The sequence below is a fragment of the Lysinibacillus sp. A4 genome (genome assembly GCF_024919535.1).
Taxonomy (GTDB): domain Bacteria; phylum Bacillota; class Bacilli; order Bacillales_A; family Planococcaceae; genus Lysinibacillus; species Lysinibacillus capsici.
In genome coordinates this window covers 326,528-349,140 of the sequence record NZ_JANWTB010000004.1, presented here as the reverse complement: position 1 = coordinate 349,140, position 22,613 = coordinate 326,528, and the positions used below count along the sequence as shown (strand labels likewise).

Sequence of the window (22,613 nt, the reverse complement as noted above, 5' to 3'; positions counted from 1 at the left end):
TATATACTATATAATTTTTCTACTCAGTTTAAATTTAAAAGTTTGTCAAAACACAATTTACTTGTACCTTAATACAAAGAAAAAGGCCTATAGCCTGTTATTCACAGCTTTGAGCCTTTGTCTTTGTAAGACCATTCTTTTTAAACAGTCGTTTTACTCTTTATCTGAATTTGAAGTTTTGTCATAAAAATTAACAAGAAATCGTTGGCTGATCTAAGTTTACTGACATGGTGTTGCTTGATTAAACAGCAGTAGTGCCCCAAAATATACTGATTCCAAAAGCTACTACTACTCCAGCAAAAACCCAACCCATAGCGTATTTCCTTAGTCTGAAGTTATTTATACTCAACATTAAAAAGCAAAAAGTCATCACAACTTGTATCCAAATTGGTCTATCAAAACGCTCTTTATGCCAAATGAAAGAATAAAGAACCCCGATAACCATAATAGACAGCACTACTAACGCAATTCTATTAAATATGCTAGACTTTTGCAAACCTATAAACCTCCTTAATATGGCTTTGTATTAAAATACCAATCACCAGTACCTCTTAATTGTTCATTCATACTAAAACCTGCAACGGAAGCAATTACTCTAACATTTTCGTTTTTGTAAGGTCGTCATCTTTCGTACATCTTCCTTTCTAGCATTCTATTGTCTCATATTCAACGATAATTTCAAATATGAAATTGCAGAACGGGCTATTTTAGGGCTAGACGAACATTTTTTTCCATTATCGAAAAAGTTCCCTCGTTTCAATGGACGGATAAGCATGTGTATAAAGCGCATACATGTTCTAATATTCTGTCATAGGACATTTTACTGTTATTTTTCATAAAAAACGTTATCATGATATAGAGTAAAAGTCATAATGCATTAAAGAAAGTGGGAATGAACATGACGAAATATGAGATATTATTGTTTGACGTAGATGATACATTACTAGATTTTGATTTAGCTGAAAATGCAGCACTTGACCGCATGTTCAGCGAGGAAAAGATAGCCACTACGCCCGAGATGATAGCGCGTTACAAAGAAATTAATGAATCGATGTGGCGAGCTTTTGAGCGTGGGGAAGTGACCAAAAATACACTACATAATACAAGATTTGCGATTGCTTTAAAGGAATTTGGGATGGAGGTCGATGGTGTCTACTTTGAATCGTTATTCCAAAAATACTTACAGGAAGCACATCATTATGTAGAGGGAGCTTATGAAGTCATCGCTCAACTAGCCAATCACTATCATTTGTATGTCGTATCAAATGGCGTAACGTTGACACAAAATAAACGACTAGTGGATGCCGATTTAGCACAATATTTTAAAGGCATCTTTATCTCCGAGCAAACGGGCTATCAAAAACCAATGCCTGCCTTTTTTGATTATGTATTTGAGCGGATTGAGCATTTTGATAAAGCTAAAACGCTTATAATCGGCGATTCTTTGACATCAGACATTAAAGGCGGATTGCTGTCAGGCATTGATACATGCTGGTTTAACATCCGCAATGTTGAAAATACGAGTGGTATTGAACCACATTATGAAATTAAAAAATTGCATGAGTTACATGAGCTATTGCATACAAAAATAGCACTATATTAAGACAGAAAGACACTTCCTTTGTTCCATGAACAGAGGAGGTGTTTTTTTATGTTTTTTCGCTAATAAAATTTAAATTATTACTACCAGGCTGACCAAATAATCGCTTGCTTGCTATGTATAAAATACAATAGAAAAGGCAAAACCTTTTATGAGACTAGTTTCCATGAAAGGGGAAATATTCGATGAATATGGTTTTAACTGCCAGTAAACGTCAAAAGGGACAACAATCTTCTTTAACACAGCTTCGACAAAATGGGGGCATTCCAGGTGTAGTTTACGGCTTTCAAATGGAATCAACGGCGATTATGTTAGATGCGAGAGCCTTTGCAAAAATGTTAGCTACACACGGCACAAAAAGTGTTTTCCAATTAGATGTTGAAGGAAAACGGATTAATGCAGTTTTGACAGAGGTACAACGTTGTGCATTAAAAGGGAATGTTAAGCATGTGGATTTTAAATCCATCAATATGTCAGAGGAGCTAGAAGTGGATATTCCAGTGACTGTAATTGGGGATGCAGTAGGAGTTGCTGATGGCGGATTCCTGCTCCAGCCTAATCGTGAAGTGCGTATTAAAGTGAAGCCAACTGACATTCCAGAAACCATTGAAATAGATGTTACAAATGTTGCAATTGGGACTTCTCTATACGTCGGAGATATTCGTCAACAGTTCTCGTTTGAAATTTTACAAGAGGATGACTACACACTCGTGACGATTACACCACCTGCTGCTGAAAACGTACAGGAAGATGATACAGTGGACGATACACCAGAAGTGATGGAAGCAACAGGACAAAATACTGCTGAACCAGAAGCATAAAGGAAAGATGAGCCTCCTTACTACGTAAGGGGCTCCTCCTGTTGTTGAAAAAGATCATGTCACTAGCAGAAAAAGACCTTTTAGCAAGGTGAGAGGTTGATTTCCGTTCCGCCAGCGTCCTTTCCAGGGGGCGTCCGATGAGCCGCTTCACTCACTTGCGCTCGCTCCAGGGTCTCCTCAGTGACGCTAAATCCCCTAGGCGTGACGCTGGCTCCACTCCAATCAACCATTCTGCAAAGTGTCTTTACTTTTTCATACTAGCATAGCGATCAAATAGCCCATTATCTGTATTCTTAGAGGGGATAAGTTCTTATTTCCAAGGTGGAGAAGTGATGCGTGACAACACCTCTTCATAAAGAGTAATGAACACCTTCACTTTATTGCCCACAGGAAAGCAAGTAGCCTGCAACAGAAATCCATTTTCACCTTTCACAAAAATTCTATTGATTGTTTTGTTTTTCAACACTATGAGGAGCCTCCTTACACTACGTAAGAGGCTCCTTGTTATTTGCTATAAAAATTGCTATATGGATTTACGATAACGATAATACAGTGTGATGTAAATACTACAAGTTACTAAAAATAGCCATGGTGGGATAAAGCGCCCGATAGCAAAGGGTGTTTCAAATAAAAAGGCAAAAAGGAAAGAAAACCCTTCTTTCTCCCATAAACCAGGTGTAAAATACGCATTTTTTATACTGAAAAGGGAGTAGTAACTATCGTTGGCATAAAAAATCATTAAGAAGATAAATGACAGTATGGCCCAGTTGCTTGCTTGTTTCATTAAACGTTTATATTTCGCAATGTGGGAATCATGATCTGAAAATAATTCATCATTGCCATCTTTTCTTTTTAACCAATAGTAGGTGCCGTCATAGGCTTTTTCTTTTACTATACGCCAGCCAAAATCCTCATGTAATTGCTTATAGGTCGCTTTCTTTTCTTTGCGAAGCTCCTGCTGACAATCAATCCGAATAACTTGTTCAAGATCTTCAGTAGGCTGAAATGTATAAATACCTGCTGAGTTTATGTTGGAGCATAGCCAACCCTTGGCTAACATTTCGTTTAACCAACGCTCTTCCTTTTCGATATAAAAAAAGACTTTAAACTTTATCATGTTCGCCAGCTCCCTCATATAAAGATAAAATGTGCTGCAATCTTTGTTGCTCTGCGGCTAATATTTCTAGACCCTCTTCTGTCGTTTGATAAACCTTGCGTCTTGTATCCTGGGTTTCAACAGGTGTAATCCAATGATATTTCAATAAATTGTCAATGGCTCCATACATCGTACCTGCAGCAATTCGGACTGTACCAGCACTCATTTCCTCAATTTTTTGCATCATCGCATAGCCATGTAGCGGTTCACGTAAGGCGAGTAGAATATAATGCATGGTTTCGGATAAAGGTAATAATTTATGTTTTTTCACATCTTCACCTCAAATATACAGTTGGACTATATAGTTTGATTATATATAGTTGGACTGTATATTTCAACCGTAAAAAAAGACAATGCAAAAACTGCATTGTCATTAAAGTTTAGACAACGGCGCTTTTCACGCCTGTCCATCGCATAAATAATTTTTCGTTATAGGATAAGGCAAATTGTACAATTGGTCCAAGTCCAAATGCCATAAATACCGTACCGATGCCTATAGGACCGCCAAGTAGGAAGCCAATGATTGCAACTGTTACTTCCATTGTTGTACGAGAGCGAGTCACACTCCAGCCAAGCTTATGGACCATCATCAGCATGAGTGTATCCCGAGGTCCAATACCTAAATTCGCCACCATATACATCCCACAGCCCCAGCCTAGCAACACTAACCCTGTAAGGTAAGAAATAAGTTGCATCCAAAAACCATCAATATCGGGTAGCCAATAGTTGAAAATATCAATAAAAATGCCAGCCAAAAACATATCGATAAACGTTCCAGGTAAAGGGAATTTTTTTGTAATCAGCATATCAAACGCTAAAATAGCAAGTCCCAAAATAATGGACCATGAACCGATTGATAGGCCTACTGTTTTTGTTAAACCAATATGTAGTACATCCCATGAGCCCACTCCAAAGAGTTGGCCTTTAATTGTTAATGTGATACCAAAAGAAAGCACGATAATGCCTGTTATGAAAAACAAACAGCGCGTAAAAAAAGCTTGTTTCATTTTTTAACCCTCATTCATTCGAAAATTCCTGTTGTCCATCCAGTTATTATAACAATAGATTTTCAATATGCTCGAAGATTGTCATTTCACATTTTTCAAAAAAAGACGGTTTAGCTTTCTTGGGAGAGGGCAAAATAGATATATATGAAAGGATGGGATACTATGACTTCTGTACGTGATGAAATTTTAGAAGTGTTAAACCGAGAAAAGATTGGCACAATGGCAACTGTAGAAAATGGCAAACCTTACTCTCGATACATGACATTCCAGCATGAAGATTTTGTATTGTATACAGTGACGAATAAACATTCAGAAAAAATGGAAGAGCTACGCAAAAAACCATATACCCATATTTTATATGGCTACGAAAATGGTGGCTTTGGTGATACGTATGTAGAAATAGAAGGCAAGCTTACGGAAGTACATGAAGAAGGGATAAAAAATAAACTAGCTGAATTTTTTACGAGTATCTTTATTGGCAATCAGGATGAAATGGTGACATTAAAGATTGAGCCTATTCGTATGCGCTTGATGAATAAAAAAGGGCAACCACCTAAAGAGCTAGAATTTTCAAACGACCATTGACAATGGTCGTTTTTTACTGATGTAACGACAAATAGTTGCAATGGTTAGCATCTTTTTGGCATGATAGTTCTTAAAAGAAAAAGGAGTATAGGTTATGTCGATAAAATTACAGCAGCTAACACAAAATGTATTATCATCTCAAGGAAAACTAGAGGCAGATTTTATACTGAGAAATGCGCAAATTGCGGATGTTTTTTCGTTAACATGGCAAAAAGCAGATATCGTCGTAAAGAATGGTGTGATTGTTGCTCTAGATCGCACGAATAAGTTTCACGCTAAACAGGAAGAGGATGCGGCAGGAGGCTATGTCATTCCTGGTTTAATTGATGGTCATATACATATTGAGTCTTCTATGTTGACACCAGGGGAATTTAGTCGCGTTTTACTTCCTCATGGGATTACAACAGTGATGACAGACCCTCATGAGATCGCCAATGTCGCAGGAGCAGAAGGTATTCAATTTATGCTCGATGATGCACAAAAGGCAGATATGGATATTTTTGTGATGCTGCCATCCAGTGTACCGGGTACACAGTTTGAAAATGCAGGTGCTACACTAACGGCTAAGGATTTGGCGCCATTTTTACAACATGAACAGGTTCGAGGATTAGCAGAGGTGATGGATTTCCCAGCGGTATTAAATGGACAAGAGGACATGCTTCAGAAAATTTTATTATCGCAGGAAGCAAATTTAGTCATTGATGGGCATTGTGCAGGTCTACAAAGCGAACAAATTACAGGCTATCGAGCTGCGGGTATTCACACAGATCATGAATGTGTAACGGCTGAGGAAGCCATTGACCGTGTAGAGCAGGGGATGTATGTACTAATCCGAGAGGGCTCAGCCGCGAAAAACTTACGTGATTTATTGCCAGCTGTCCAGTCACATAATGCTCGTCGCTTTGGATTTTGTACAGATGATAAATATGTGGATGAGTTAATTGACGAAGGTAGCATCAATTATGATATCGCCATGGCAATAGCTGAAGGAATGCCACCATTGCAAGCAATCCAGTTAGCAACCGTAAACACCGCAGAATGCTATCGTTTATTGGATCGAGGTGTACTTGCACCAGGCTATAAGGCAGATTTTGTGTTAGTAGAGAATTTGTCCACAATGCAGGCAAAGGCTGTATGGAAAAATGGGCAGAAAGTGGCTGAAGATGGTAAAATGCTGACAAATCGTCAAGAGCCAGTTGTACCTGCTCATATCCACCAATCTGTCCATTTACCAACCATTACAAAGGATAGGCTACAACTAGCATTCACAAAGGGTACAAAGGCGAATGTAATGGAGATTGTGCCAAATCAGCTAATTACCAATCATGTAGTAATGGATGTACCTGTAAAGGAAGGTGTCTTTGTCCCGTCTGTAGAACAAGATTTATTGAAACTAGCCGTCATCGAACGTCATCATCAGTTACACACGACAGGTTTAGGAATCGTCAAAGGCTTTGGCTTACAAAAAGGAGCAGTAGCCACAACAGTAGCTCATGATTCACATAATGCCCTTGTTGTAGGTACAAATGATGAGGATATGGTCCTGGCGCTTACGCGCATTCAGGAAATCCAAGGGGGTTTTGTGATCGTTGCGGATGGCCAAATTCTAGCGGAGATGCCATTAACCATTGGTGGCTTGATGACAGATGTACCAGCTCAGCAGGCAAAGGAGCAGCTAGCTGGCTTGCACAGGGCATTAAAGACGCTTAATCCAACATTAGATTTCCATTTTTTACTAACATTTTCTTTTGTGGCATTACCAGTTATTCCCACTTTAAAGCTAACAGATACAGGATTATTTGATGTGACAACCTTCCAGCATATCTCAGTAGAAGCATAGACGGTAGAACGACCTAATTGCGGTAAGCGATTAGGTCGTTTATTATCATTCTGTATACCGTAATTAGGTAAATCTTTTTTACGTCGTGGAAATATATTTTCCCAGATGCTCCTTCTGCTCCTTCATCGAGCAATATGCAGCCATGCGATTTATCGTCATGGAGACGAGGGGAATGTTAAAAAATTGTCGGTACCATACCACCATCCATACGAATCGGTGAACCTTTAAATGCAGATGCAAATGGACTACATACAAATGTAGTTATTCTCCCTATTTCGATGGGTTTGATAAATCTTTGGATTTCTGATTGAGGTAGGTTTGTCATCATAAATTCTCTCTCTTTCTCAGAAAAACTCATGTCTTTATTAGGAAACATACCATCAATTATTTGATACACATTCTCGGAGAGTGTTGGTCCTGGCATGATTGTATTAATTGTAACCTCTCTTCCTATTGTTAATTTAGATAGGCTTTTTGACAAAGATAATAGCATCGTTTTTGTCATGCAATATTGAGGCATTTGTCCCGAGGGCATAATTGCTTCTTCACTTGCAATAAAAATAATGCGACCAAAATTATTTTCCAACATTTTAGGCAAGTAAAATTTAGATAATCCATTTGCCGCAAGAACATTCATACGAAAGTATTTTTCCCATGTATCATCATCAACATCTTCATATGGCATAATTTCATAGATACCCATATTGTTAACTAAAATATCAATACAGGGATATTTTTCAAATAAAGCTTCTCTTTGCTGTATATCAGCAATATCGGCTGTAGCATTTTGTGGAAAAGTAGATGGATAAGTTAATTTAATTTCATTTACAGTGCGTTGTACCTCTTCATCATTTCGTCCATTTATTAGTACGTTCACACCTTCTTTGGCTAGTTCGATAGCGATTGCTTTCCCTATACCTCTTGTAGATCCGGTCACTAAAGCTGTTTTATTGTTCAATCCTATATCCATATTACATTGCTCCTCTATCTATTCTGATTTTCTAAAGTGGATGTAAAAATAAAACCCCAACTTTTTTGAATGTCTGACTATTGCTATTGTGTTTCAAAATTTTATATTTATCTAATTTGTTCCTACATGTTTAGAACGCCAATTTGAAGGCGTATCACCTTCCCAAAGGTGGAAGGCACGGTAAAACGAGTTCTGATCTTCGTATCCAATCAGGAAGGCGACATCTTTAATATCAAGCGAGGGGTCTGCTAGATACTCGCGTGCCTGATCACGTCGAACCTGTGTTAACAAAAACTTAAAGCTCGTGCATTCGCTAGTAAGCCTGCGCTGCAAGGTACGGTCGCTCATTCCTAACTCGCTCGCGACTGTCTGTATGTCAGGGCGTCCTCCTGCTAAGCTACGTTTTATTATCCATTTAACCATCTCAGTGAAGGAGCTGCTATGTTGGTGCTCATTCAACGATTGATCCAGAAGAGGGGTCAACATTTCCAGTAACTCTAAGTTATATGAGGCAAAGGGACGATCCAGATCCCCACGGTGTATCGTCAACCGGTTACACGTTGCACCCATTTGGATACTGCAACCGAAATACTCTTCAAGCGTTTGTACATCGCCCATAGGATGTGAAAATTCAACTAACTTTGCTGCTATCGGTTGACCTGTCCCCCGACGTCCGAGCTCAAGAAGAAATGCAAGTGTGATACCAACCAGCATAGGTGGACCAGGTTGCTCAGTATACGCCCAATCTAGTTCGATTGTACAATCCTCACCTTCCTCAGTGATACGCAAGCTTTCAGGCGGACACAGTTGTTTGTACCGTACCATTCTCTTTAACGCATCACGATAATCACGTACATGGTAGGCTACTAGGACAGTAGGTGGGTAATGAGTTGGTTCAAAGCTAGTCGCTAGTTTGATGATTCCTCTAGCAGTGTCGTCAATGATATCGGAATAAGCCTGCCACATCGAAAAATATTGGGTTATAGAGACGACTGGTTCCTTAATAATAGTGATAGGTAGTCGTGCTTTACGAACCACGTCTTGCGGGGCAATTCCTACTTGACGTAATCCTTCCCAAAATCCCAAAGGCATTTTAATACGATTAGAGGTATGTAACAACATCAATTTGAGGCTCCTTCATCATGTATATTTATTGTTCATATCGTGATTTTTGCCCTGCTTTGTTTGAACGGGACAGTGTATATAGTATCTTTTCAATCACGCCTTGTAACTAGCAAACAGTGACTACTAACTTGCTATGTGCGACAAATTTTTAGAAAACAAGAATATTAATGCTTGGATTAATGCAATACTTTGTTAACTTTAGCATATCTCAATCACTATCATTCACAGTATTCATGTTTCTCTTTTACACTATCCTCGTTTCTTAAAAACTAAAGAGACATTTTGATTTTTCTCAAGATATTTAATACAGAATAGGGTATAGAAGCTCAATACAGCAAAAAAATGTTTCTATCTTTATCCATTTTGCAAAAGAGCAACCCCTTTAAAATCATTTTTTTCGATTGATTTTATCGAAATAATCATCTTTATCGAATTGTAAATTCATAATAAGATATAGGTATACGGGAACAATAGTAAAAACTTCAAGGAAACGGGGAAATTCTAAATGTCAATAGCAGTTATTTACGGTGGCAATCGGCCGAATGGGAATGTAGAGACTTTAACAAAATTAGCCACTCAAGGCCTAATAATTGAAGAAATTTATCTAAAGGACTGTGTTATTCAGCCAATAATCGATAAGCGTCATGCTGCGGAAGGGTTCACTGATGTCAGCGATGATTATAACGCCGTCATTGACCGTATTCTTCCACATGATATTCTTATATTTTCTACGCCTATTTATTGGTATAGTATGACAGGAGCGATGAAGAACTTTATAGATCGATGGTCACAAACCTTAAGAGACCCGAATTATCCTGATTTTAAAGCATTAATGTCTTCTAAAAAAGCATATGTCATTGCAGTTGGTGGAGATGAGCCTTATATAAAGGGGTTACCAATGATTCAGCAATTTCAACATATTTTTGATTTTGTTGGGATAACCTTTGAGGGATATATTCTAGGAGAAGGAAACAAGCCAGGCGAGATCCTTCAAGATCTAAAAGCATTGTCTGCAGCTGATCATCTTAGAAAAGAATTACAATAAGTCGACCTTATTGGCCTTTAGATGATATTGACTATTTTTATAGCACAATACAATGAAACGAATTTGGAGGAAAGAAGTCTCCAAATTCGTTTCTCTTTATATGATGAAAGGTTCTTTTGATGTTAGATATTTACTTGCGCTATTGGTAAATGCAGCCATCTCTTTCTTTCAGCTACAAACTAGTGTATATTGGATTTTATTATCGAAAAGGATGAATGTTTCAACAAAAACTATCGAAGAAATAGATGAAGGGGTTCAAGTGATGGATATTAAGCAGCTTCAAACGTTTTTTACTGCAGCTGAAACATTAAGCTTTACACAGACAGCTCAGCTTCTTGACTACGCTCAATCGAGTATTACAGCTCAGATAAAAACATTAGAACAAGAGTTAGGTGTTCATCTTTTTGAGCGGCTTGGCAAGCGCATTATTCTCACAGAAGAGGGCAAGCGTCTACAGCATTATGCAAAAAAAATGCTTGAGCTAGACCGTGAAATGAAAAAAGCTATATCCAACGAGCAGGAGCAAGTCCTATTGAAGGTAGGGGCACAGGAAAGTCAGTGTGTCTATCGACTACCAAGTATTTTACAGCAATTTCAACAAGCACACCCGCAAGTGAAAATCATTTTCAAGCCTGTGCATACAACAGCTATTGCAAAGGATTTATTACAAGCTGGTAAACTTGATATTGCATTGATAACGGACACTTATCAGGAAACAGCCATGCTCAAGCGAGAGCGATTGATTCAGGAACAGCTTGTTTTTGTGAGTGCCCCCAAAGAAATTAGTCAGCCTCTATCGGCTCAACAAATTTCAACTGAAACGATGTTGTTAACAGAAACAGGGTGCTCCTATCGTAATCATTTAGAAGCACAGCTACAGCAAGAGGGTGTCAATCCCTTACAAATGATTGAATTCGCCAGTATTGAAGCAATCAAGCAATGTGTGATGGCAGGGTTAGGTATTACATTTTTACCTAAAATGGTTGTAGAGAAGGAGCTGGAAAGTGGGCAATTAATGGAAGTACCGTCCACAATTGATTTAGCGCCAATTTATACAGATATTGCATGGCATAAAGATAAGCATATGCATCCCTGTCTCGAAGATTTTATTGGCATCGCCAAACATAGCTATGAAGCTTTTAAGGATGAAAAAAGAGCCTGAATGATTCAGACTCTGTTACAAATTATTGCTGCTTGAGGGTACCCGAAAAATTGGTGCCTTCATTACGTTCAGCACGACAATCAATCTCGGACACCTTTAGGGCATTATTAGATAAACGTTCAAACTCGACAACACAACGATTGCCATTCGAGGATGTATTCATAAGGGCTTTCGTATTGCTTGTAATTGTGGCTGTGCCATTTACACTACCTGAAGCGGAGCCATCATTCGCCGTTAAAGCAATAGAAAAGCTCTTGTTTGTGGCATTGGAGATTATAGCATCACGGCGGTTAAACTCATTTGTACCCTTACCCCATTTATAGTAGTAAGTATACACACCTTCCCATGCGCTTTTACTAGGAGTAGCCTGCTGTAATGATTTGTCGAGCTGATTTTGAGCATTTTTTGCCCTATTATTTAAAGATACGTTGTTGGCATTCTCATGAATGGCCTGTGCATCCGCTGAAATTTCATAATAATTTCGTTCGTCCATACGATAGAGCATCGTGACAACTTGCGCACGGGTCATGTTGCTTGTCACGCCATAAAACTTTTGTAAATTGCGCTCTTCATACTGTGGATTTAGCCCTGAAGAAATATAGGTATCAAGTAAAAATTGAATAGATTGATCTAAGCCCTTCTTACCGCTAGCTAAATGAGCAATAGCCTGTGCCACTACACCACGCTTCACAGTAGCCGCTCGGATTCGGTTGTCGAAATAGCCATTTAAAGGCACCCCATAGCTTGCGAGTTGGTTATAGAATTCATCCGACCAGTTTGCCGAAGGCGTTTGCTTTTTTAATTCGTCGATAGGTGTTTCGAGCTCATAAAAATTGGCTAATAGTTTTGCTAATTGCTGTTCAGTAATGGTAGCATTTGGTTTAAATGTACCGTCTGTAAAGCCATTAACAATATCATATTCTTCTGCCCATAAAATAGCTTCATATGCATAATGATCCTTTGATACGTCTCGAAAGCCAGCAGCTTGTACATTGCCTGCACTAGCTATAATCAGAATAGAAAATAATAATGTACCTATTAATTTTTTCATTTGTTGTCTTCATCCTTTCTTGCTCGCTTTAGTAATAGTTTGCAGGAAATGGATAAAAACTGCAAATTTTTCTAGTGAAAAAATAATCGCTGCCCTTTGTCGGGTAGCGATTATTTTAAACGTCGTTATTGGGCTGTGTAGCCACCATCTACTGTTAATGTGTTCCCTGTCATAAACGTTGAATCGTCACATGCCATAAATAAAACAGCTTTTGCCATTTCCTCTGGTTGTCCTAGTCGTTGCATAGGTGTGATCTGACGTAATGGCTCCTTACTTTCTTCTGGGATAATTGGTGTATCAATAAAGCCTGGACATAGGGCATTGACACGAATCCCTCGCGTAGCAAATTCTAATGCTAATGAACGTGTTAAATTAATCACGCCTCCTTTTGCTGCATTATAAGCAGCTGATCCTGGCGAGCCAACCCAACCATACATCGAAGCTGTATTAACGATTGTACCACCATTCGCTTTTAGCATTTCTTTGATGGCAGCCTGCGCCATTAAAAATACACCATCTAAGTCTACATTTACAGTTTGACGCCATTCCGCATAAGGAAGCTCCTCAGTTGGCGTAACACGACCAATCCCTGCATTATTAAAAAGGACATCGACTTTGCCAAATGCCTCAATAGTTGTTTGATAAATAGCTGCTACTTCCTGTTCATCCGTTACATTTGCTTTGATAAACATGGCTTCTGCTCCTGTTGCCTGTAGTTCAGCTGCAAATGCTTGGCCTTTTTCCTCGTTTAGGTCCACAAGCACCACTTTTGCTCCCTCTGCTACAAATAATTGGGCTGTTGCAGCACCGATACCAGAAGCACCACCTGTAATAATTGCGACTTTATCTTGTAATTTCCCCATACATGACACTCCCTTAAACAAACTTTTTTCTTGCACACTGTGTAAATCACGGTGTACTTTTATTGTAAAACGCCTGAAAACGGAAACAATCATTAATGTCGTAGTAAATATCTAACTAGTAGACATATGTGCCTGAAATGTCTAAAAGGGGGAAGTAAAATTGCCAAAATGGACACAAAGACAAGAAAGAACCCGCCGTCATTTTTATGAAGCGTTTGTCGATTTAATGAAACAACATGGTTTTCAAGCCATTACAGTGAAGGATATTGTAGAACGAGCGGGCTATAACCGTAGTACCTTTTATGTGCATTTTCAAGATAAATTTGAACTAGCAGAGAATTTACTAGAACAAATGCTGAATGGTCTGGAAGTGGCAGTAGGTGAACCCTACCTATATGGAGAAAAGGTATACACGACAAAATTGAAAGCACCATCCTTTAATATTATTCATTACATTTATAAGCACCGTTTGTTTTTCGAGCTGCTGAATGTGGAAGATACGATTCCTGGGTTGCACACCCGTATGCCCTTAACGATCACAAAAATTTATCAAGAGCAATTTAAATTTGAGACGATCAATCAGCAGCCTGTCAACATGAACATGTTCAAGCATTATACTTCCTACGGCTTTTATGGATTGATGATGCAATGGATTGCAAGCGGCTATGAAAAATCAGAAGAAGCTTTAATCAAGGATATTATTGAATTAACAAAAACACATATTTATGCATTTGAATTTATAGGAAAGCCGCTAGAAAAAGAAGAATAAAAGTATATTAACATAGATCTATGTATTTTTATAAAAGAATCTCTAATGTCTGAATTAGGGGTTTTTTTGTTTGGGCTAAACTAATTTTTGTATAAGAAAAAAAATTTTTTAAAGAAATTTTCATAAAGTAGTTGAATTTTCTTTGTATTAAGCATATATTTTTCCTAAGGGAAACAAAATATCTCCAAAGAAAGAAGAGTGCGTGAATGAAAGATTTAGGTGATTTCAAGCTGACGATTCTTCCAATGGCCATTTTAATTATTTTAGCAATCGTATGGAAACTGACCGATTCAGTAGGCGCAGGTATGATGTTAATCCTTTTCTGGATGAGCTGGCGCCAGCTTATCAGGAAAATGAATATAAATTAAGATATTGCGTGGAAAAAGTTGGGATATTGGCGTTAAATACGACTAGGGCGGGCATGACAAACAATTTACGGCTTGTCCGCCTATTGGTTACTTCGTAGTTTAGGCACTTTTTTCAAACAATTGCTTAATAAAGAGAAAGTTGAGGTAGGAAAATGAAACAATGGTTAGGTGTGGTGGTATTATCACTCTCATTTCTATTATTTGGCTGTTCAGCAGAAACAGAGGGTGAAAAAGAAGGCATTGTGGTTGCAACCACAGGACAGATTGCAGATGCGATTAAAGAAATCAGTGGTGATCATTTACAGGTATCAGCATTGATGGGTCCAGGCGTAGATCCCCATCTCTACAAGGCGACTCAAAGTGATTTATCGAAATTGGATAAAGCAGAAGTCATTTTTTATAATGGCTTACATTTAGAAGGACAAATGCTCGAAATATTTGAACAAATGGCGAAGGATAAAACGGTCTTGGCAGTGGGCGAGACATTAGATGAAAAGCAACTGCTTGCCAGTGATACGGATGCCATGCTCCATGATCCACATATTTGGTTTGATGTTGAGCTTTGGAAAGGTGTTGTCAAGGCAATCAGTACGCAGCTTCAGGAAGAATACCCTGAATTTAAAGTAGATTTTCAAACAAATGAAGCAGCTTACTTGAAAAAGCTGGATGATTTACAAAGCTACGCAGAAAAGCGTGTGAATGAAATACCACAGCAACAAAGAATATTAGTAACGGCTCATGATGCATTCAATTACTTTGGCAGAAGTCAGGGATTTGAAGTACGTGGCTTGCAAGGACTGAGTACGGATTCAGAGTATGGTGTGAAGGATGTCCAGGAGATGGTTGATTTCTTAGTAGAAAATAAGATTAAGGCTCTTTTTATAGAATCCAGTGTGTCCGATAAGGCAATGAAAGCTGTTATTGAAGGGGCTAAGGAGAAAGGCCACGACATTGTCATCGGTGGGGAATTATTCTCAGATGCTATGGGAGCTGAAGGAACAACAGAAGGTACGTATATAGGTATGTATCAACATAACATCGACACGATCGTCGATGCATTAAAGTAGGTGAAGAATATGTATGCATTAACAGTGGAAAATCTATCAGTGGCGTATGATAAAAAAACAGTATTAGAAAATGCCTGTGTAACAGTGCCTACAGGTCATCTAGCTGCCATTATTGGCCCAAATGGTGCAGGGAAATCCACATTTTTAAAGGCCATTTTAAATCAGCTTCCTAATAAAGTGGGAAAGGTAGAAATTTTAGGGAAGGTGTTTGAGCCAAAGAGCTTAGTCGTAGGCTATGTACCTCAGCGTAATGCGGTGGATTGGGATTTCCCAACAAATGCGTTGGATGTGGTGCTCATGGGGCGTTATGGCCATACAGGCCTATTTAAAAGACCGTCTAAGCAGGATAAAATTGTTGCTCGACAAGCTTTAGCAAGTGTTGGGATGCAGGATTTTGCAGAGCGTTCCATCGGGCAGCTTTCAGGAGGCCAGCAACAACGTGTATTCCTAGCTAGAGCCCTTGCACAAAATGCAGATATATATTTTTTAGATGAACCATTTGCAGGAGTAGATGCTGCGACAGAAAAAACGATTATTGATATTCTAAAGGATTTAAAGGCACAGGGAAAAAGTATTTTTGTTGTGCATCACGATCTTCAAACCGTCAAAGAATACTTTGACTATACGATTCTATTAAACAAAACGATTTTAGCATCAGGCGCAACGGAAGATGTTTTTACACCAGAGCAATTACAAAAAACATATGGTGGTAAACTTTTCATGATGCAGCATGTGTAAGGAGGGACATAATGTTAAGCGGTAACTTATTGTGGGTACTGAGTGGAACGATGTTACTTGGCATTGCAGCAGGCATCACAGGCACATTCTCCTTCTTACAGAAACAAAGTCTAGTTGGGGATGCTGCTGCGCATGCAGCATTACCAGGTATTGCCCTTGCGTTCCTGCTAACAGGTCAAAAGGAATTGCCAATTTTAATGCTAGGAGCGGGCATTACATCTGCATTATCTGTGTATTGTATTCAATGGATTGTGTCATTTTCAAAAATGAAGGCTGACGCTGCCATTGGATTAGTCCTCACCGTATTTTTTGGTGTTGGTGTTGTATTTTTAACAGTGGTTAACCGTAGCCCACTGGGGAATCAGAGTGGTCTGAATAATTTTATTTTCGGTAAAGCAGCGACGATGACCAAGGCAGATTTAATGTGGCTCTTTATTAGTGCAACCATCATTATTGTGGTTAGTCTCTTGCTTTATAAGGAATGGAAGCTACTGATCTTTGATCCTGTTTATGCAAAAGGGATTGGCTTACCAATTGAGGCTTTAAAGGCAACATTAACGGTTTTAATTGTCATGACAATTGTTACAGGTATACAAGCTGTTGGCGTTATTTTAATGTCAGCTTTATTAATTATTCCTGCTGCCAGTGCCAAGTTATGGACAAAAAAATTGAGCACTATGCTCATTTTAAGTGCTGCGATTGGAGGTATCGCTGGCATAACAGGAACCTTTATTAGTGCGATTCGAACAGGGTTATCGACGGGTCCTATAATTGTCTTAGTGGCAGCAGGTATATTCTTTCTATCGTATTTTATAAGTCCAACTGGTCAAATTAGTAAATATCGTAGGAAAATGCAATTTCGAAAGCAGGGTGGTGTAGGATGATCGAATTTTGGGTTGTATTCACGGGACTGTTAGTTGGGGTAACTTGTGGAATTGCAGGTGTCTTCCTCATCTTGCGTAGAATGTCCATGATTGCAGATGCCATCAGTCATACAGTGCTCTTTGGCATCGTGATGGCTTACCTTATTACCCAAACGTTGAATGGTTTTTGGATGTTGGTAGGTGCTGCGTTTGCAGGGATTTTAACAGCCTATCTTGTGCAATTATTACATTCTTCTGGTATTCAAGAAGACGCAGCGATAGGCGTAGTGTTTACATCTCTGTTTGCAGCAGGTGTTCTCCTTATCACCTTATTTGCAGGCAATGTGCACTTAGATGTTGAGCATGTTTTAATGGGAGAAATTGCTTTTGTTCCTTGGGATAAATGGACATTGCTTGGGCTGGCAATGCCTAAGGCAGTATGGATGCTCTTACTCGTCCTCGTCATTAATATTGCGTTCCTACTCCTATTCTTTAAAGAAATGAAGCTTGCGACGTTTGACCCTGTGTATGCAGCAACCATCGGCATTCCCGTTGTCTTTCTTCATTATGGCTTTATGACATCGATTTCGTTTACAACAGTGGCAGCTTTTGATAGTGTAGGGGCCATTTTAGTGGTTGCCATGTTGATTGGGCCAGCTGCTACCTCCTATTTAATCAGCAAGACGATTAAGCAAATGTTCGTCTATAGTATGCTCTTTGGAGCTGCTGCTTCCGTCATTGGCTATTATTTAGCGAAATTTTGGGATACCTCTATAGCAGGTATGATGGCAACAACAGTCGGCTTCATTTTTATCGTGACATTCATTTGTCAAAAAATCGTTGAGCGTAGAAAAAAAGTACTTGTTCATAAACTAGAAACTTCTTAATGAAAAACGTCGTTTGATACGCCCATCAAACGATGTTTTTTCTTTTGAGGACAAGTTCAAACTTTTGAATGAGTACTCCTTCTAGGAAAAATAGTATACTCGTTAAGATAAACTAGAAAGAGAAAGAATAGTAGCATCTAGCAAATTTTTCTATATTTTTATGTACGAATATTTAAAATTTTGTTACGATAAATTTTATGATAGCAACAAGGAGAACAGCATGTGGAGAAATCGAAACGTATGGATTATTTTATTAGGTGAATTTGTCGTAGGTCTCGGCTTATGGGCTGGCATTATTGGCAATTTAGCCTTTATGCAAGAGGTAGTACCTTCTGACTTTCACAAATCATTAATTATTTCTTGTGGTATTTTAGCAGGCTTAGTTGTTGGTCCAATGGCAGGACGTATCATTGACCAATCGAAGAAAAAAACGGTTGTCCAGATGGCGAGTATCGGACGCATCATCAGTGTTTTATTTATGTTTATCGCACTTTATACTAATTCGGTCATTTGGATGATTCTATTTTTAATCACGCTGCAAATAGCAGCAGCATTTTATATGCCTGCCTTGCAATCTATTATTCCCATGATTGCGAAGGAACAGGATTTAATTACATTAAATGCTTGGCAAATGAATGCGAGAACCATTTCAAGGATCATCGGTACAGCCGCTGCCGGGTTTATGCTCAGTTTTTTTGAGTTAAAATGGTTATATATTATTTCATTTATTGTCTATTTAGGCATGTTTGTCATTACTAGTTTATTGCAATTGGATGAAGCATCTACGGAAACGATGACAAACAAAGAAAAAGGGAATTTTAAAGAAGTGTTACCGATGGTGAAAGAGCATCCAGTCGTCTTGATGACGCTTGTCTTAATGTTAATTCCTACATTATTTTTAGGCTCTTTTAATTTAGTGATTATGAAAATATCTGAAATTCATCAATCTACCACAATTTCAGGATTATTGTATACGGTGGAAGGTATCGGATTTATGCTTGGTGCAGCTGGTTTGAAAATGATTGCTGACCGTGTACAAATGGGTACACTGCTTTTTTCATTGGCCTTTATTATCGGCTCAATGGAGCTCCTATTATTACTGGCAGATATTCCATTTTTCGCTTTAGTGGCATTTGGCGTTTTTGGCTTTTCAGTTGGCTGTTTTTTCCCAACGACAATGGTAATTTTCCAAAAACAAGTACCCAAACAGTTTCATGGACGCTTTTTCTCATTCCGCAACATGATTGATTCCGTCGTCTTTCAAATCGTGCTTTTATCGACAGGTATGATGCTAGATTTAATTGGTTTAAGTGGTATGGGACTTGTTTTCGGAATCATAAGCTTAAGTTTAACCACTACTTTCTTATTTTACGCTAAGAAAAAGAATGTCGTTATGCATGCACATTAATATCATGTCCTTTATGCATGACACCAATTGGGGCATACGATAGAGGTATAAAAAGGTGGTAGCATAGGAAAGGAACTGTCTAGATGGAGACGGTTCCTTCTTCATTAATTCAAGTAATCTTATTTGATATACATAGAGAAAGAAGGTTGAAAAATGGTTGAAAAATCTCAAGAGTCAATTGCGTCCTATATTGAGTCACCAGAAAAACTAAAAAACCTATATAGGCGTGTACTGATAGTTGTTAGTTTATCCCAAATTTTTGGGGGAGCTGGACTTGCGGCGGGTATAACGGTAGGCGCTCTACTGGCACAACAAATGCTTGGAACGGATGCCTATGCGGGTGTACCCTCTGCATTATTTACGTTAGGCTCTGCGGGTGCGGCTTTCATTGTAGGAAAACTATCTCAACGTTATGGTCGCCGCATAGGCTTATCATCAGGTTTTATAGTGGGTGGACTTGGTGCAATAGGTGTAGTCCTAGCTACTTTAATGAATAGTATTGTGTTATTGTTTGCCTCTCTATTAATCTATGGAGCTGGTACGGCAACTAATTTACAGGCACGCTACGCTGGGACAGATTTAGCCAATAATAAGCAACGTGCTACGGCGATTAGTACAACCATGCTTATGACCACGTTTGGTGCTGTTTTAGGTCCAAATTTAGTAGAATGGATGGGAAAAGTAGCACTGTCTATCGGTATTCCAGCTTTAGCGGGTCCATTTCTATTATCAGCTTTGGCCTTTATTATGGCGGGGCTTGTATTGTTTACGATGCTGCGTCCTGACCCGCTAGAAATAGCGAAAGCCATAGAGGCACATAAGCAAAAAATGAACAAAGAAAATCAAACACCATCCATGCCTATATCTAGCAATAAAAGAGGCCTAGCGGTAGGAGCAACAGTTATGGTCCTGACACAAATTGTCATGGTGGCCATCATGACAATGACACCTGTCCATATGAAACATCATGGACATGGATTAGCCGAGGTTGGTATTGTGATAGGGTTTCATGTAGGTGCTATGTATCTGCCATCACTTGTCACAGGTATTCTTGTTGATAAAATCGGACGTACAGCAATGAGTATAGCTTCAGGTATTACGTTACTACTCGCTGGCGTAGTGGCTGCATTTGCACCAAGCGATTCCATGGTGTTACTCATTGTGGCACTTTCTTTACTGGGATTAGGTTGGAACTTTGGCTTAATTAGTGGAACTGCTCAAATTGTTGATGCGACGGAGCCTTCTACCCGTGCAAAAACACAGGGGAAGATGGATGTTTTTGTGGCATTGGCAGGGGCATCAGGTGGTGCACTATCAGGTATGGTAGTGGCGAATTCAAGCTATGCAGTGTTGTCCTTAGCAGGAGGGCTATTGTCGTTAGTATTGATTCCTGTTGTCATTTGGTCTAGGAGAGCAGCTTAAAAAGGAGAAGGGGAAATTGGCATCTAAGCTAATTATTATCCGAGGAAATTCAGGTAGTGGGAAAACGACAGTTGCAAAGAAACTTCAGCATCATCTGGGACATGGTACACTTTTGATTGCGCAAGATGTTGTCCGACGTGATATGTTAAAGGTGCATGATCGAGAAGGCAATCTTTCTATTGAATTAATTCGTCAAATCGCAGAGTATGGTAAAGGTCGTTGTGAAGTTGTCATTGTAGAAGGAATATTATATGCCAGTCGTTATGGAGCTATGTTAAAAGATTTAATCCACTTCTATGATCAGAAGGCCAATACTTATTATTTTGATTTATCTTTTGAGGAAACCGTTATTCGTCATCATTCTAGCTCCAAAAAAAATGACTTCGGAGAAGATTCTTTACGTGCTTGGTGGAATCCGCATGATTATCTTGGGGTGGATGGTGAAACGCTGCTGACGGAAGAGATGTCACAGGATGATTTATTAAAATTAATGGTAAAGCAACTGTAGAAGTAACAAAAAACTTACCCTTTCGTAGGGTAAGTTTTTTCATAGTGTTGAAAAATTTCCGTGCAGGTTACATGCTTTCCTCTGGGCGAACACAGCTCCGTTTAGAGGTTACCTGTATCGCTATTCAAGAAGATTCAAGTAGCCTTCCACTCCAACCCGTTAAAATGTTTCTTTTTTTTAGAAAAAATTTTCAAATAAAACAAAGGTGTTCACTACTCTTTATGGCGAGGGTAGTCACTCATCACTACTGCCAGTATGAAAGAGGAAAAGACACTTTTGTAGAATGGTTGATTGGAGAGGAGCCAGCGTTACTCCTTGGGGATTTAGCGTCACAGATGAGACCCTGGAGCGAACGCAAGTGAGTGAAGCGGCTAATCGGACGACCCCTTAGAAAGTACGCTGGCGGAACGGAAATCAACCTCTCGCCTTTTATAATTACCTTTTATGGCGTGGACAGCACATTTTTTCAATTGGAACTATTTTATTGAATAAGCGTTACAATATTAAATCGTTAGAAAGCAAAGAGTAGGTACATATGTGGATTTAATAACAGAAAAATTAATCATGATTGCTTTATTTATTTTAATCATTCATGCGATTGAAACGCTTGCATATGCAGTTCGTTTATCAGGAGCACGTGTCAAATTACTAGCTTCGGCTTTATCTCTTTTTAATGTAATGGTCATGGTGTCGAGGTTAGCAAATATGATGCAACAACCATTCACAGGGAGCCTTGTTGATACAGCACCTACGGATAATGCCATGGCATTTGTAGAACATCAATTTCGACTAATTATTGGAGCGGCTTCGCTTGGAACAATCGTAGGAATCTTACTTATCCCCACCTTTGTAGCCATTTTTTCAAGAGCTATCGTTCATTTGGCTGAGGAAAGAGGCTCAATCCCGGCTTTATTGAAAAAGGGCTTTACATTTGACTATGTAAGACGGGGGATGAAGCATATTCATACACCCAATTTTAGTTATTTAAAAGGTATTCGTTTACAGGATATCCCGATTAAATTATTTGTCATCAATATTGTTATTACAGCTATCTATACGATTGGCGTTTTATCTGCATTGTATGCCACATTATTAGTACCAGAATTAAAGACTACTGCTGTTATGGCATCTGGATTAATTAATGGCATTGCAACAATACTATTAATCCTATTCATTGACCCGAAAATATCCATTCTAGCAGATGATGTGATCAATAAGAGAGGAAGCTATCTAGACCTGAAAAGAATGTCTGTTATGATGATGTTCTCCAGATTTTTAGGAACCATTGTGGCACAGTTATTATTGATTCCAGGTGCTCATTACGTTGCATGGTTTGCAAAGTTAATTGCTTGATTAGA

Annotated in this window: 25 protein-coding genes; 16 read left to right on the top strand and 9 right to left on the bottom strand. The window is 38.8% G+C overall.

What is annotated here, in order from left to right; genetic code table 11:
- Positions 1 to 241: 241 nt before the first annotated feature.
- A complete protein-coding gene (locus tag NY607_RS10410) occupies positions 242 to 496 on the bottom strand; it encodes a hypothetical protein (protein WP_131521482.1) in 255 nt (84 codons plus the stop codon).
- A 402-nt stretch (positions 497 to 898) separates the two neighbouring features.
- On the opposite strand from NY607_RS10410, the gene NY607_RS10405 reads away from it, so the two are divergent.
- Together NY607_RS10405 and NY607_RS10400 are read left to right on the top strand one after the other, a co-directional pair.
- Positions 899 to 1,603 carry a YjjG family noncanonical pyrimidine nucleotidase gene (locus tag NY607_RS10405; RefSeq protein WP_259419640.1) on the top strand — a complete coding sequence of 235 codons (705 nt, stop codon included), beginning with the start codon at positions 899 to 901 and terminating at the stop codon, positions 1,601 to 1,603.
- Between the two features lie 182 nt (positions 1,604 to 1,785).
- On the top strand, positions 1,786 to 2,421 hold the full coding sequence (locus tag NY607_RS10400; RefSeq protein WP_048392414.1) for a 50S ribosomal protein L25/general stress protein Ctc: 636 nt from the start codon (positions 1,786 to 1,788) through the stop codon (positions 2,419 to 2,421).
- 310 nt (positions 2,422 to 2,731) lie between these two features.
- Here NY607_RS10400 and NY607_RS10395 read toward each other — a convergent pair whose 3' ends face one another.
- The 4 genes from NY607_RS10395 to NY607_RS10380 all read right to left on the bottom strand — a co-directional run bounded on the left by NY607_RS10395 (position 2,732) and on the right by NY607_RS10380 (position 4,584).
- Positions 2,732 to 2,887: a hypothetical protein gene (locus NY607_RS10395; protein ID WP_193767392.1), complete on the bottom strand. Its 156-nt coding sequence runs from the start codon at positions 2,885 to 2,887 to the stop codon at positions 2,732 to 2,734.
- 57 nt (positions 2,888 to 2,944) lie between these two features.
- A complete protein-coding gene (locus NY607_RS10390) occupies positions 2,945 to 3,538 on the bottom strand; it encodes a DUF2812 domain-containing protein (protein WP_259419639.1) in 594 nt (197 codons plus the stop codon).
- Positions 3,525 to 3,812 (bottom strand): PadR family transcriptional regulator, encoded by a 288-nt coding sequence (locus tag NY607_RS10385; RefSeq protein ID WP_259419696.1) that lies wholly within the window; start codon positions 3,810 to 3,812, stop codon positions 3,525 to 3,527. Before NY607_RS10385 ends, NY607_RS10390 begins: the two co-directional genes overlap by 14 nt.
- A 145-nt stretch (positions 3,813 to 3,957) precedes the next feature.
- A complete protein-coding gene (locus NY607_RS10380; RefSeq protein WP_004230690.1) occupies positions 3,958 to 4,584 on the bottom strand; it encodes a YczE/YyaS/YitT family protein in 627 nt (208 codons plus the stop codon).
- Positions 4,585 to 4,746: 162 nt separating this feature from the next.
- Here NY607_RS10380 and NY607_RS10375 point away from each other — a divergent pair, with 162 nt between their 5' ends.
- A complete protein-coding gene (locus tag NY607_RS10375) occupies positions 4,747 to 5,169 on the top strand; it encodes a pyridoxamine 5'-phosphate oxidase family protein (protein WP_259419638.1) in 423 nt (140 codons plus the stop codon).
- A gap of 94 nt (positions 5,170 to 5,263) precedes the next feature.
- The gene (gene ade / locus NY607_RS10370; protein ID WP_259419637.1) at positions 5,264 to 7,009 is read left to right on the top strand and encodes an adenine deaminase; all 1,746 of its coding nucleotides are present in this window, start codon (positions 5,264 to 5,266) and stop codon (positions 7,007 to 7,009) included.
- Positions 7,010 to 7,184: 175 nt separating this feature from the next.
- Here the strand turns inward: ade and NY607_RS10365 are convergent, their stop codons facing one another.
- Positions 7,185 to 7,979 (bottom strand): SDR family NAD(P)-dependent oxidoreductase, encoded by a 795-nt coding sequence (locus NY607_RS10365; RefSeq protein ID WP_131521477.1) that lies wholly within the window; start codon positions 7,977 to 7,979, stop codon positions 7,185 to 7,187.
- Positions 7,980 to 8,090: 111 nt separating this feature from the next.
- On the bottom strand, positions 8,091 to 9,101 hold the full coding sequence (locus NY607_RS10360; RefSeq protein ID WP_259419636.1) for an AraC family transcriptional regulator: 1,011 nt from the start codon (positions 9,099 to 9,101) through the stop codon (positions 8,091 to 8,093).
- A gap of 508 nt (positions 9,102 to 9,609) precedes the next feature.
- Here NY607_RS10360 and NY607_RS10355 point away from each other — a divergent pair.
- Both NY607_RS10355 and NY607_RS10350 read left to right on the top strand, forming a co-directional pair.
- Positions 9,610 to 10,149 carry a flavodoxin family protein gene (locus tag NY607_RS10355; RefSeq protein WP_237898170.1) on the top strand — a complete coding sequence of 180 codons (540 nt, stop codon included), beginning with the start codon at positions 9,610 to 9,612 and terminating at the stop codon, positions 10,147 to 10,149.
- A gap of 262 nt (positions 10,150 to 10,411) precedes the next feature.
- A complete protein-coding gene (locus NY607_RS10350; RefSeq protein ID WP_259419695.1) occupies positions 10,412 to 11,311 on the top strand; it encodes a LysR family transcriptional regulator in 900 nt (299 codons plus the stop codon).
- Positions 11,312 to 11,333: 22 nt separating this feature from the next.
- Here NY607_RS10350 and NY607_RS10345 read toward each other — a convergent pair whose 3' ends face one another.
- Both NY607_RS10345 and NY607_RS10340 read right to left on the bottom strand, forming a co-directional pair.
- Positions 11,334 to 12,362 carry an S-layer homology domain-containing protein gene (locus tag NY607_RS10345; RefSeq protein ID WP_066037769.1) on the bottom strand — a complete coding sequence of 343 codons (1,029 nt, stop codon included), beginning with the start codon at positions 12,360 to 12,362 and terminating at the stop codon, positions 11,334 to 11,336.
- A gap of 125 nt (positions 12,363 to 12,487) precedes the next feature.
- Entirely contained in the window at positions 12,488 to 13,225 is a 738-nt protein-coding gene (locus tag NY607_RS10340; protein ID WP_016991666.1) for an SDR family NAD(P)-dependent oxidoreductase, read from the bottom strand.
- Between the two features lie 160 nt (positions 13,226 to 13,385).
- On the opposite strand from NY607_RS10340, the gene NY607_RS10335 reads away from it, so the two are divergent.
- The 10 genes from NY607_RS10335 to NY607_RS10290 all read left to right on the top strand — a co-directional run bounded on the left by NY607_RS10335 (position 13,386) and on the right by NY607_RS10290 (position 22,608).
- Positions 13,386 to 13,994 (top strand): TetR/AcrR family transcriptional regulator, encoded by a 609-nt coding sequence (locus tag NY607_RS10335; protein ID WP_066037768.1) that lies wholly within the window; start codon positions 13,386 to 13,388, stop codon positions 13,992 to 13,994.
- 206 nt (positions 13,995 to 14,200) lie between these two features.
- Positions 14,201 to 14,362 carry a hypothetical protein gene (locus NY607_RS10330; protein WP_004230657.1) on the top strand — a complete coding sequence of 54 codons (162 nt, stop codon included), beginning with the start codon at positions 14,201 to 14,203 and terminating at the stop codon, positions 14,360 to 14,362.
- A gap of 152 nt (positions 14,363 to 14,514) precedes the next feature.
- The gene (locus NY607_RS10325) at positions 14,515 to 15,429 is read left to right on the top strand and encodes a metal ABC transporter solute-binding protein, Zn/Mn family (RefSeq protein WP_259419635.1); all 915 of its coding nucleotides are present in this window, start codon (positions 14,515 to 14,517) and stop codon (positions 15,427 to 15,429) included.
- Between the two features lie 9 nt (positions 15,430 to 15,438).
- Entirely contained in the window at positions 15,439 to 16,167 is a 729-nt protein-coding gene (locus NY607_RS10320; RefSeq protein WP_048392425.1) for a metal ABC transporter ATP-binding protein, read from the top strand.
- Between the two features lie 11 nt (positions 16,168 to 16,178).
- Complete coding sequence (locus tag NY607_RS10315; RefSeq protein ID WP_131521473.1) at positions 16,179 to 17,051, top strand: metal ABC transporter permease; 873 nt, start codon at positions 16,179 to 16,181, stop codon at positions 17,049 to 17,051.
- Positions 17,048 to 17,917: a metal ABC transporter permease gene (locus NY607_RS10310; RefSeq protein WP_048392426.1), complete on the top strand. Its 870-nt coding sequence runs from the start codon at positions 17,048 to 17,050 to the stop codon at positions 17,915 to 17,917. The genes NY607_RS10315 and NY607_RS10310 overlap by 4 nt, the downstream gene beginning before the upstream one ends.
- Before the next feature lie 220 nt (positions 17,918 to 18,137).
- Entirely contained in the window at positions 18,138 to 19,325 is a 1,188-nt protein-coding gene (locus NY607_RS10305) for an MFS transporter (protein WP_036077291.1), read from the top strand.
- 153 nt (positions 19,326 to 19,478) lie between these two features.
- Entirely contained in the window at positions 19,479 to 20,747 is a 1,269-nt protein-coding gene (locus NY607_RS10300) for an MFS transporter (protein ID WP_259419633.1), read from the top strand.
- Between the two features lie 16 nt (positions 20,748 to 20,763).
- Positions 20,764 to 21,255, top strand: coding sequence for a kinase (locus tag NY607_RS10295; protein WP_237898163.1), 492 nt, complete (start codon positions 20,764 to 20,766; stop codon positions 21,253 to 21,255).
- Positions 21,256 to 21,819: 564 nt separating this feature from the next.
- On the top strand, positions 21,820 to 22,608 hold the full coding sequence (locus tag NY607_RS10290; RefSeq protein WP_310794746.1) for a lipid II flippase Amj family protein: 789 nt from the start codon (positions 21,820 to 21,822) through the stop codon (positions 22,606 to 22,608).
- Positions 22,609 to 22,613: the final 5 nt, after the last annotated feature.

Coding starts and splice junctions, on each gene's coding strand:
- NY607_RS10385 (WP_259419696.1), bottom strand. CDS start 3,812: ATGCATTATATTCTACTCGCCTTACGTGAACCGCTACATGGCTATGCG.
- NY607_RS10400 (WP_048392414.1), top strand. CDS start 1,786: ATGAATATGGTTTTAACTGCCAGTAAACGTCAAAAGGGACAACAATCT.
- NY607_RS10305 (WP_036077291.1), top strand. CDS start 18,138: ATGTGGAGAAATCGAAACGTATGGATTATTTTATTAGGTGAATTTGTC.
- NY607_RS10350 (WP_259419695.1), top strand. CDS start 10,412: ATGGATATTAAGCAGCTTCAAACGTTTTTTACTGCAGCTGAAACATTA.
- NY607_RS10315 (WP_131521473.1), top strand. CDS start 16,179: ATGTTAAGCGGTAACTTATTGTGGGTACTGAGTGGAACGATGTTACTT.
- NY607_RS10360 (WP_259419636.1), bottom strand. CDS start 9,101: ATGTTGTTACATACCTCTAATCGTATTAAAATGCCTTTGGGATTTTGG.
- ade (WP_259419637.1), top strand. CDS start 5,264: ATGTCGATAAAATTACAGCAGCTAACACAAAATGTATTATCATCTCAA.
- NY607_RS10355 (WP_237898170.1), top strand. CDS start 9,610: ATGTCAATAGCAGTTATTTACGGTGGCAATCGGCCGAATGGGAATGTA.
- NY607_RS10330 (WP_004230657.1), top strand. CDS start 14,201: ATGAAAGATTTAGGTGATTTCAAGCTGACGATTCTTCCAATGGCCATT.
- NY607_RS10365 (WP_131521477.1), bottom strand. CDS start 7,979: ATGGATATAGGATTGAACAATAAAACAGCTTTAGTGACCGGATCTACA.
- NY607_RS10375 (WP_259419638.1), top strand. CDS start 4,747: ATGACTTCTGTACGTGATGAAATTTTAGAAGTGTTAAACCGAGAAAAG.
- NY607_RS10310 (WP_048392426.1), top strand. CDS start 17,048: ATGATCGAATTTTGGGTTGTATTCACGGGACTGTTAGTTGGGGTAACT.
- NY607_RS10300 (WP_259419633.1), top strand. CDS start 19,479: ATGGTTGAAAAATCTCAAGAGTCAATTGCGTCCTATATTGAGTCACCA.
- NY607_RS10380 (WP_004230690.1), bottom strand. CDS start 4,584: ATGAAACAAGCTTTTTTTACGCGCTGTTTGTTTTTCATAACAGGCATT.
- NY607_RS10340 (WP_016991666.1), bottom strand. CDS start 13,225: ATGGGGAAATTACAAGATAAAGTCGCAATTATTACAGGTGGTGCTTCT.
- NY607_RS10405 (WP_259419640.1), top strand. CDS start 899: ATGACGAAATATGAGATATTATTGTTTGACGTAGATGATACATTACTA.
- NY607_RS10390 (WP_259419639.1), bottom strand. CDS start 3,538: ATGATAAAGTTTAAAGTCTTTTTTTATATCGAAAAGGAAGAGCGTTGG.
- NY607_RS10325 (WP_259419635.1), top strand. CDS start 14,515: ATGAAACAATGGTTAGGTGTGGTGGTATTATCACTCTCATTTCTATTA.
- NY607_RS10320 (WP_048392425.1), top strand. CDS start 15,439: ATGTATGCATTAACAGTGGAAAATCTATCAGTGGCGTATGATAAAAAA.
- NY607_RS10345 (WP_066037769.1), bottom strand. CDS start 12,362: ATGAAAAAATTAATAGGTACATTATTATTTTCTATTCTGATTATAGCT.
- NY607_RS10290 (WP_310794746.1), top strand. CDS start 21,820: ATGATTGCTTTATTTATTTTAATCATTCATGCGATTGAAACGCTTGCA.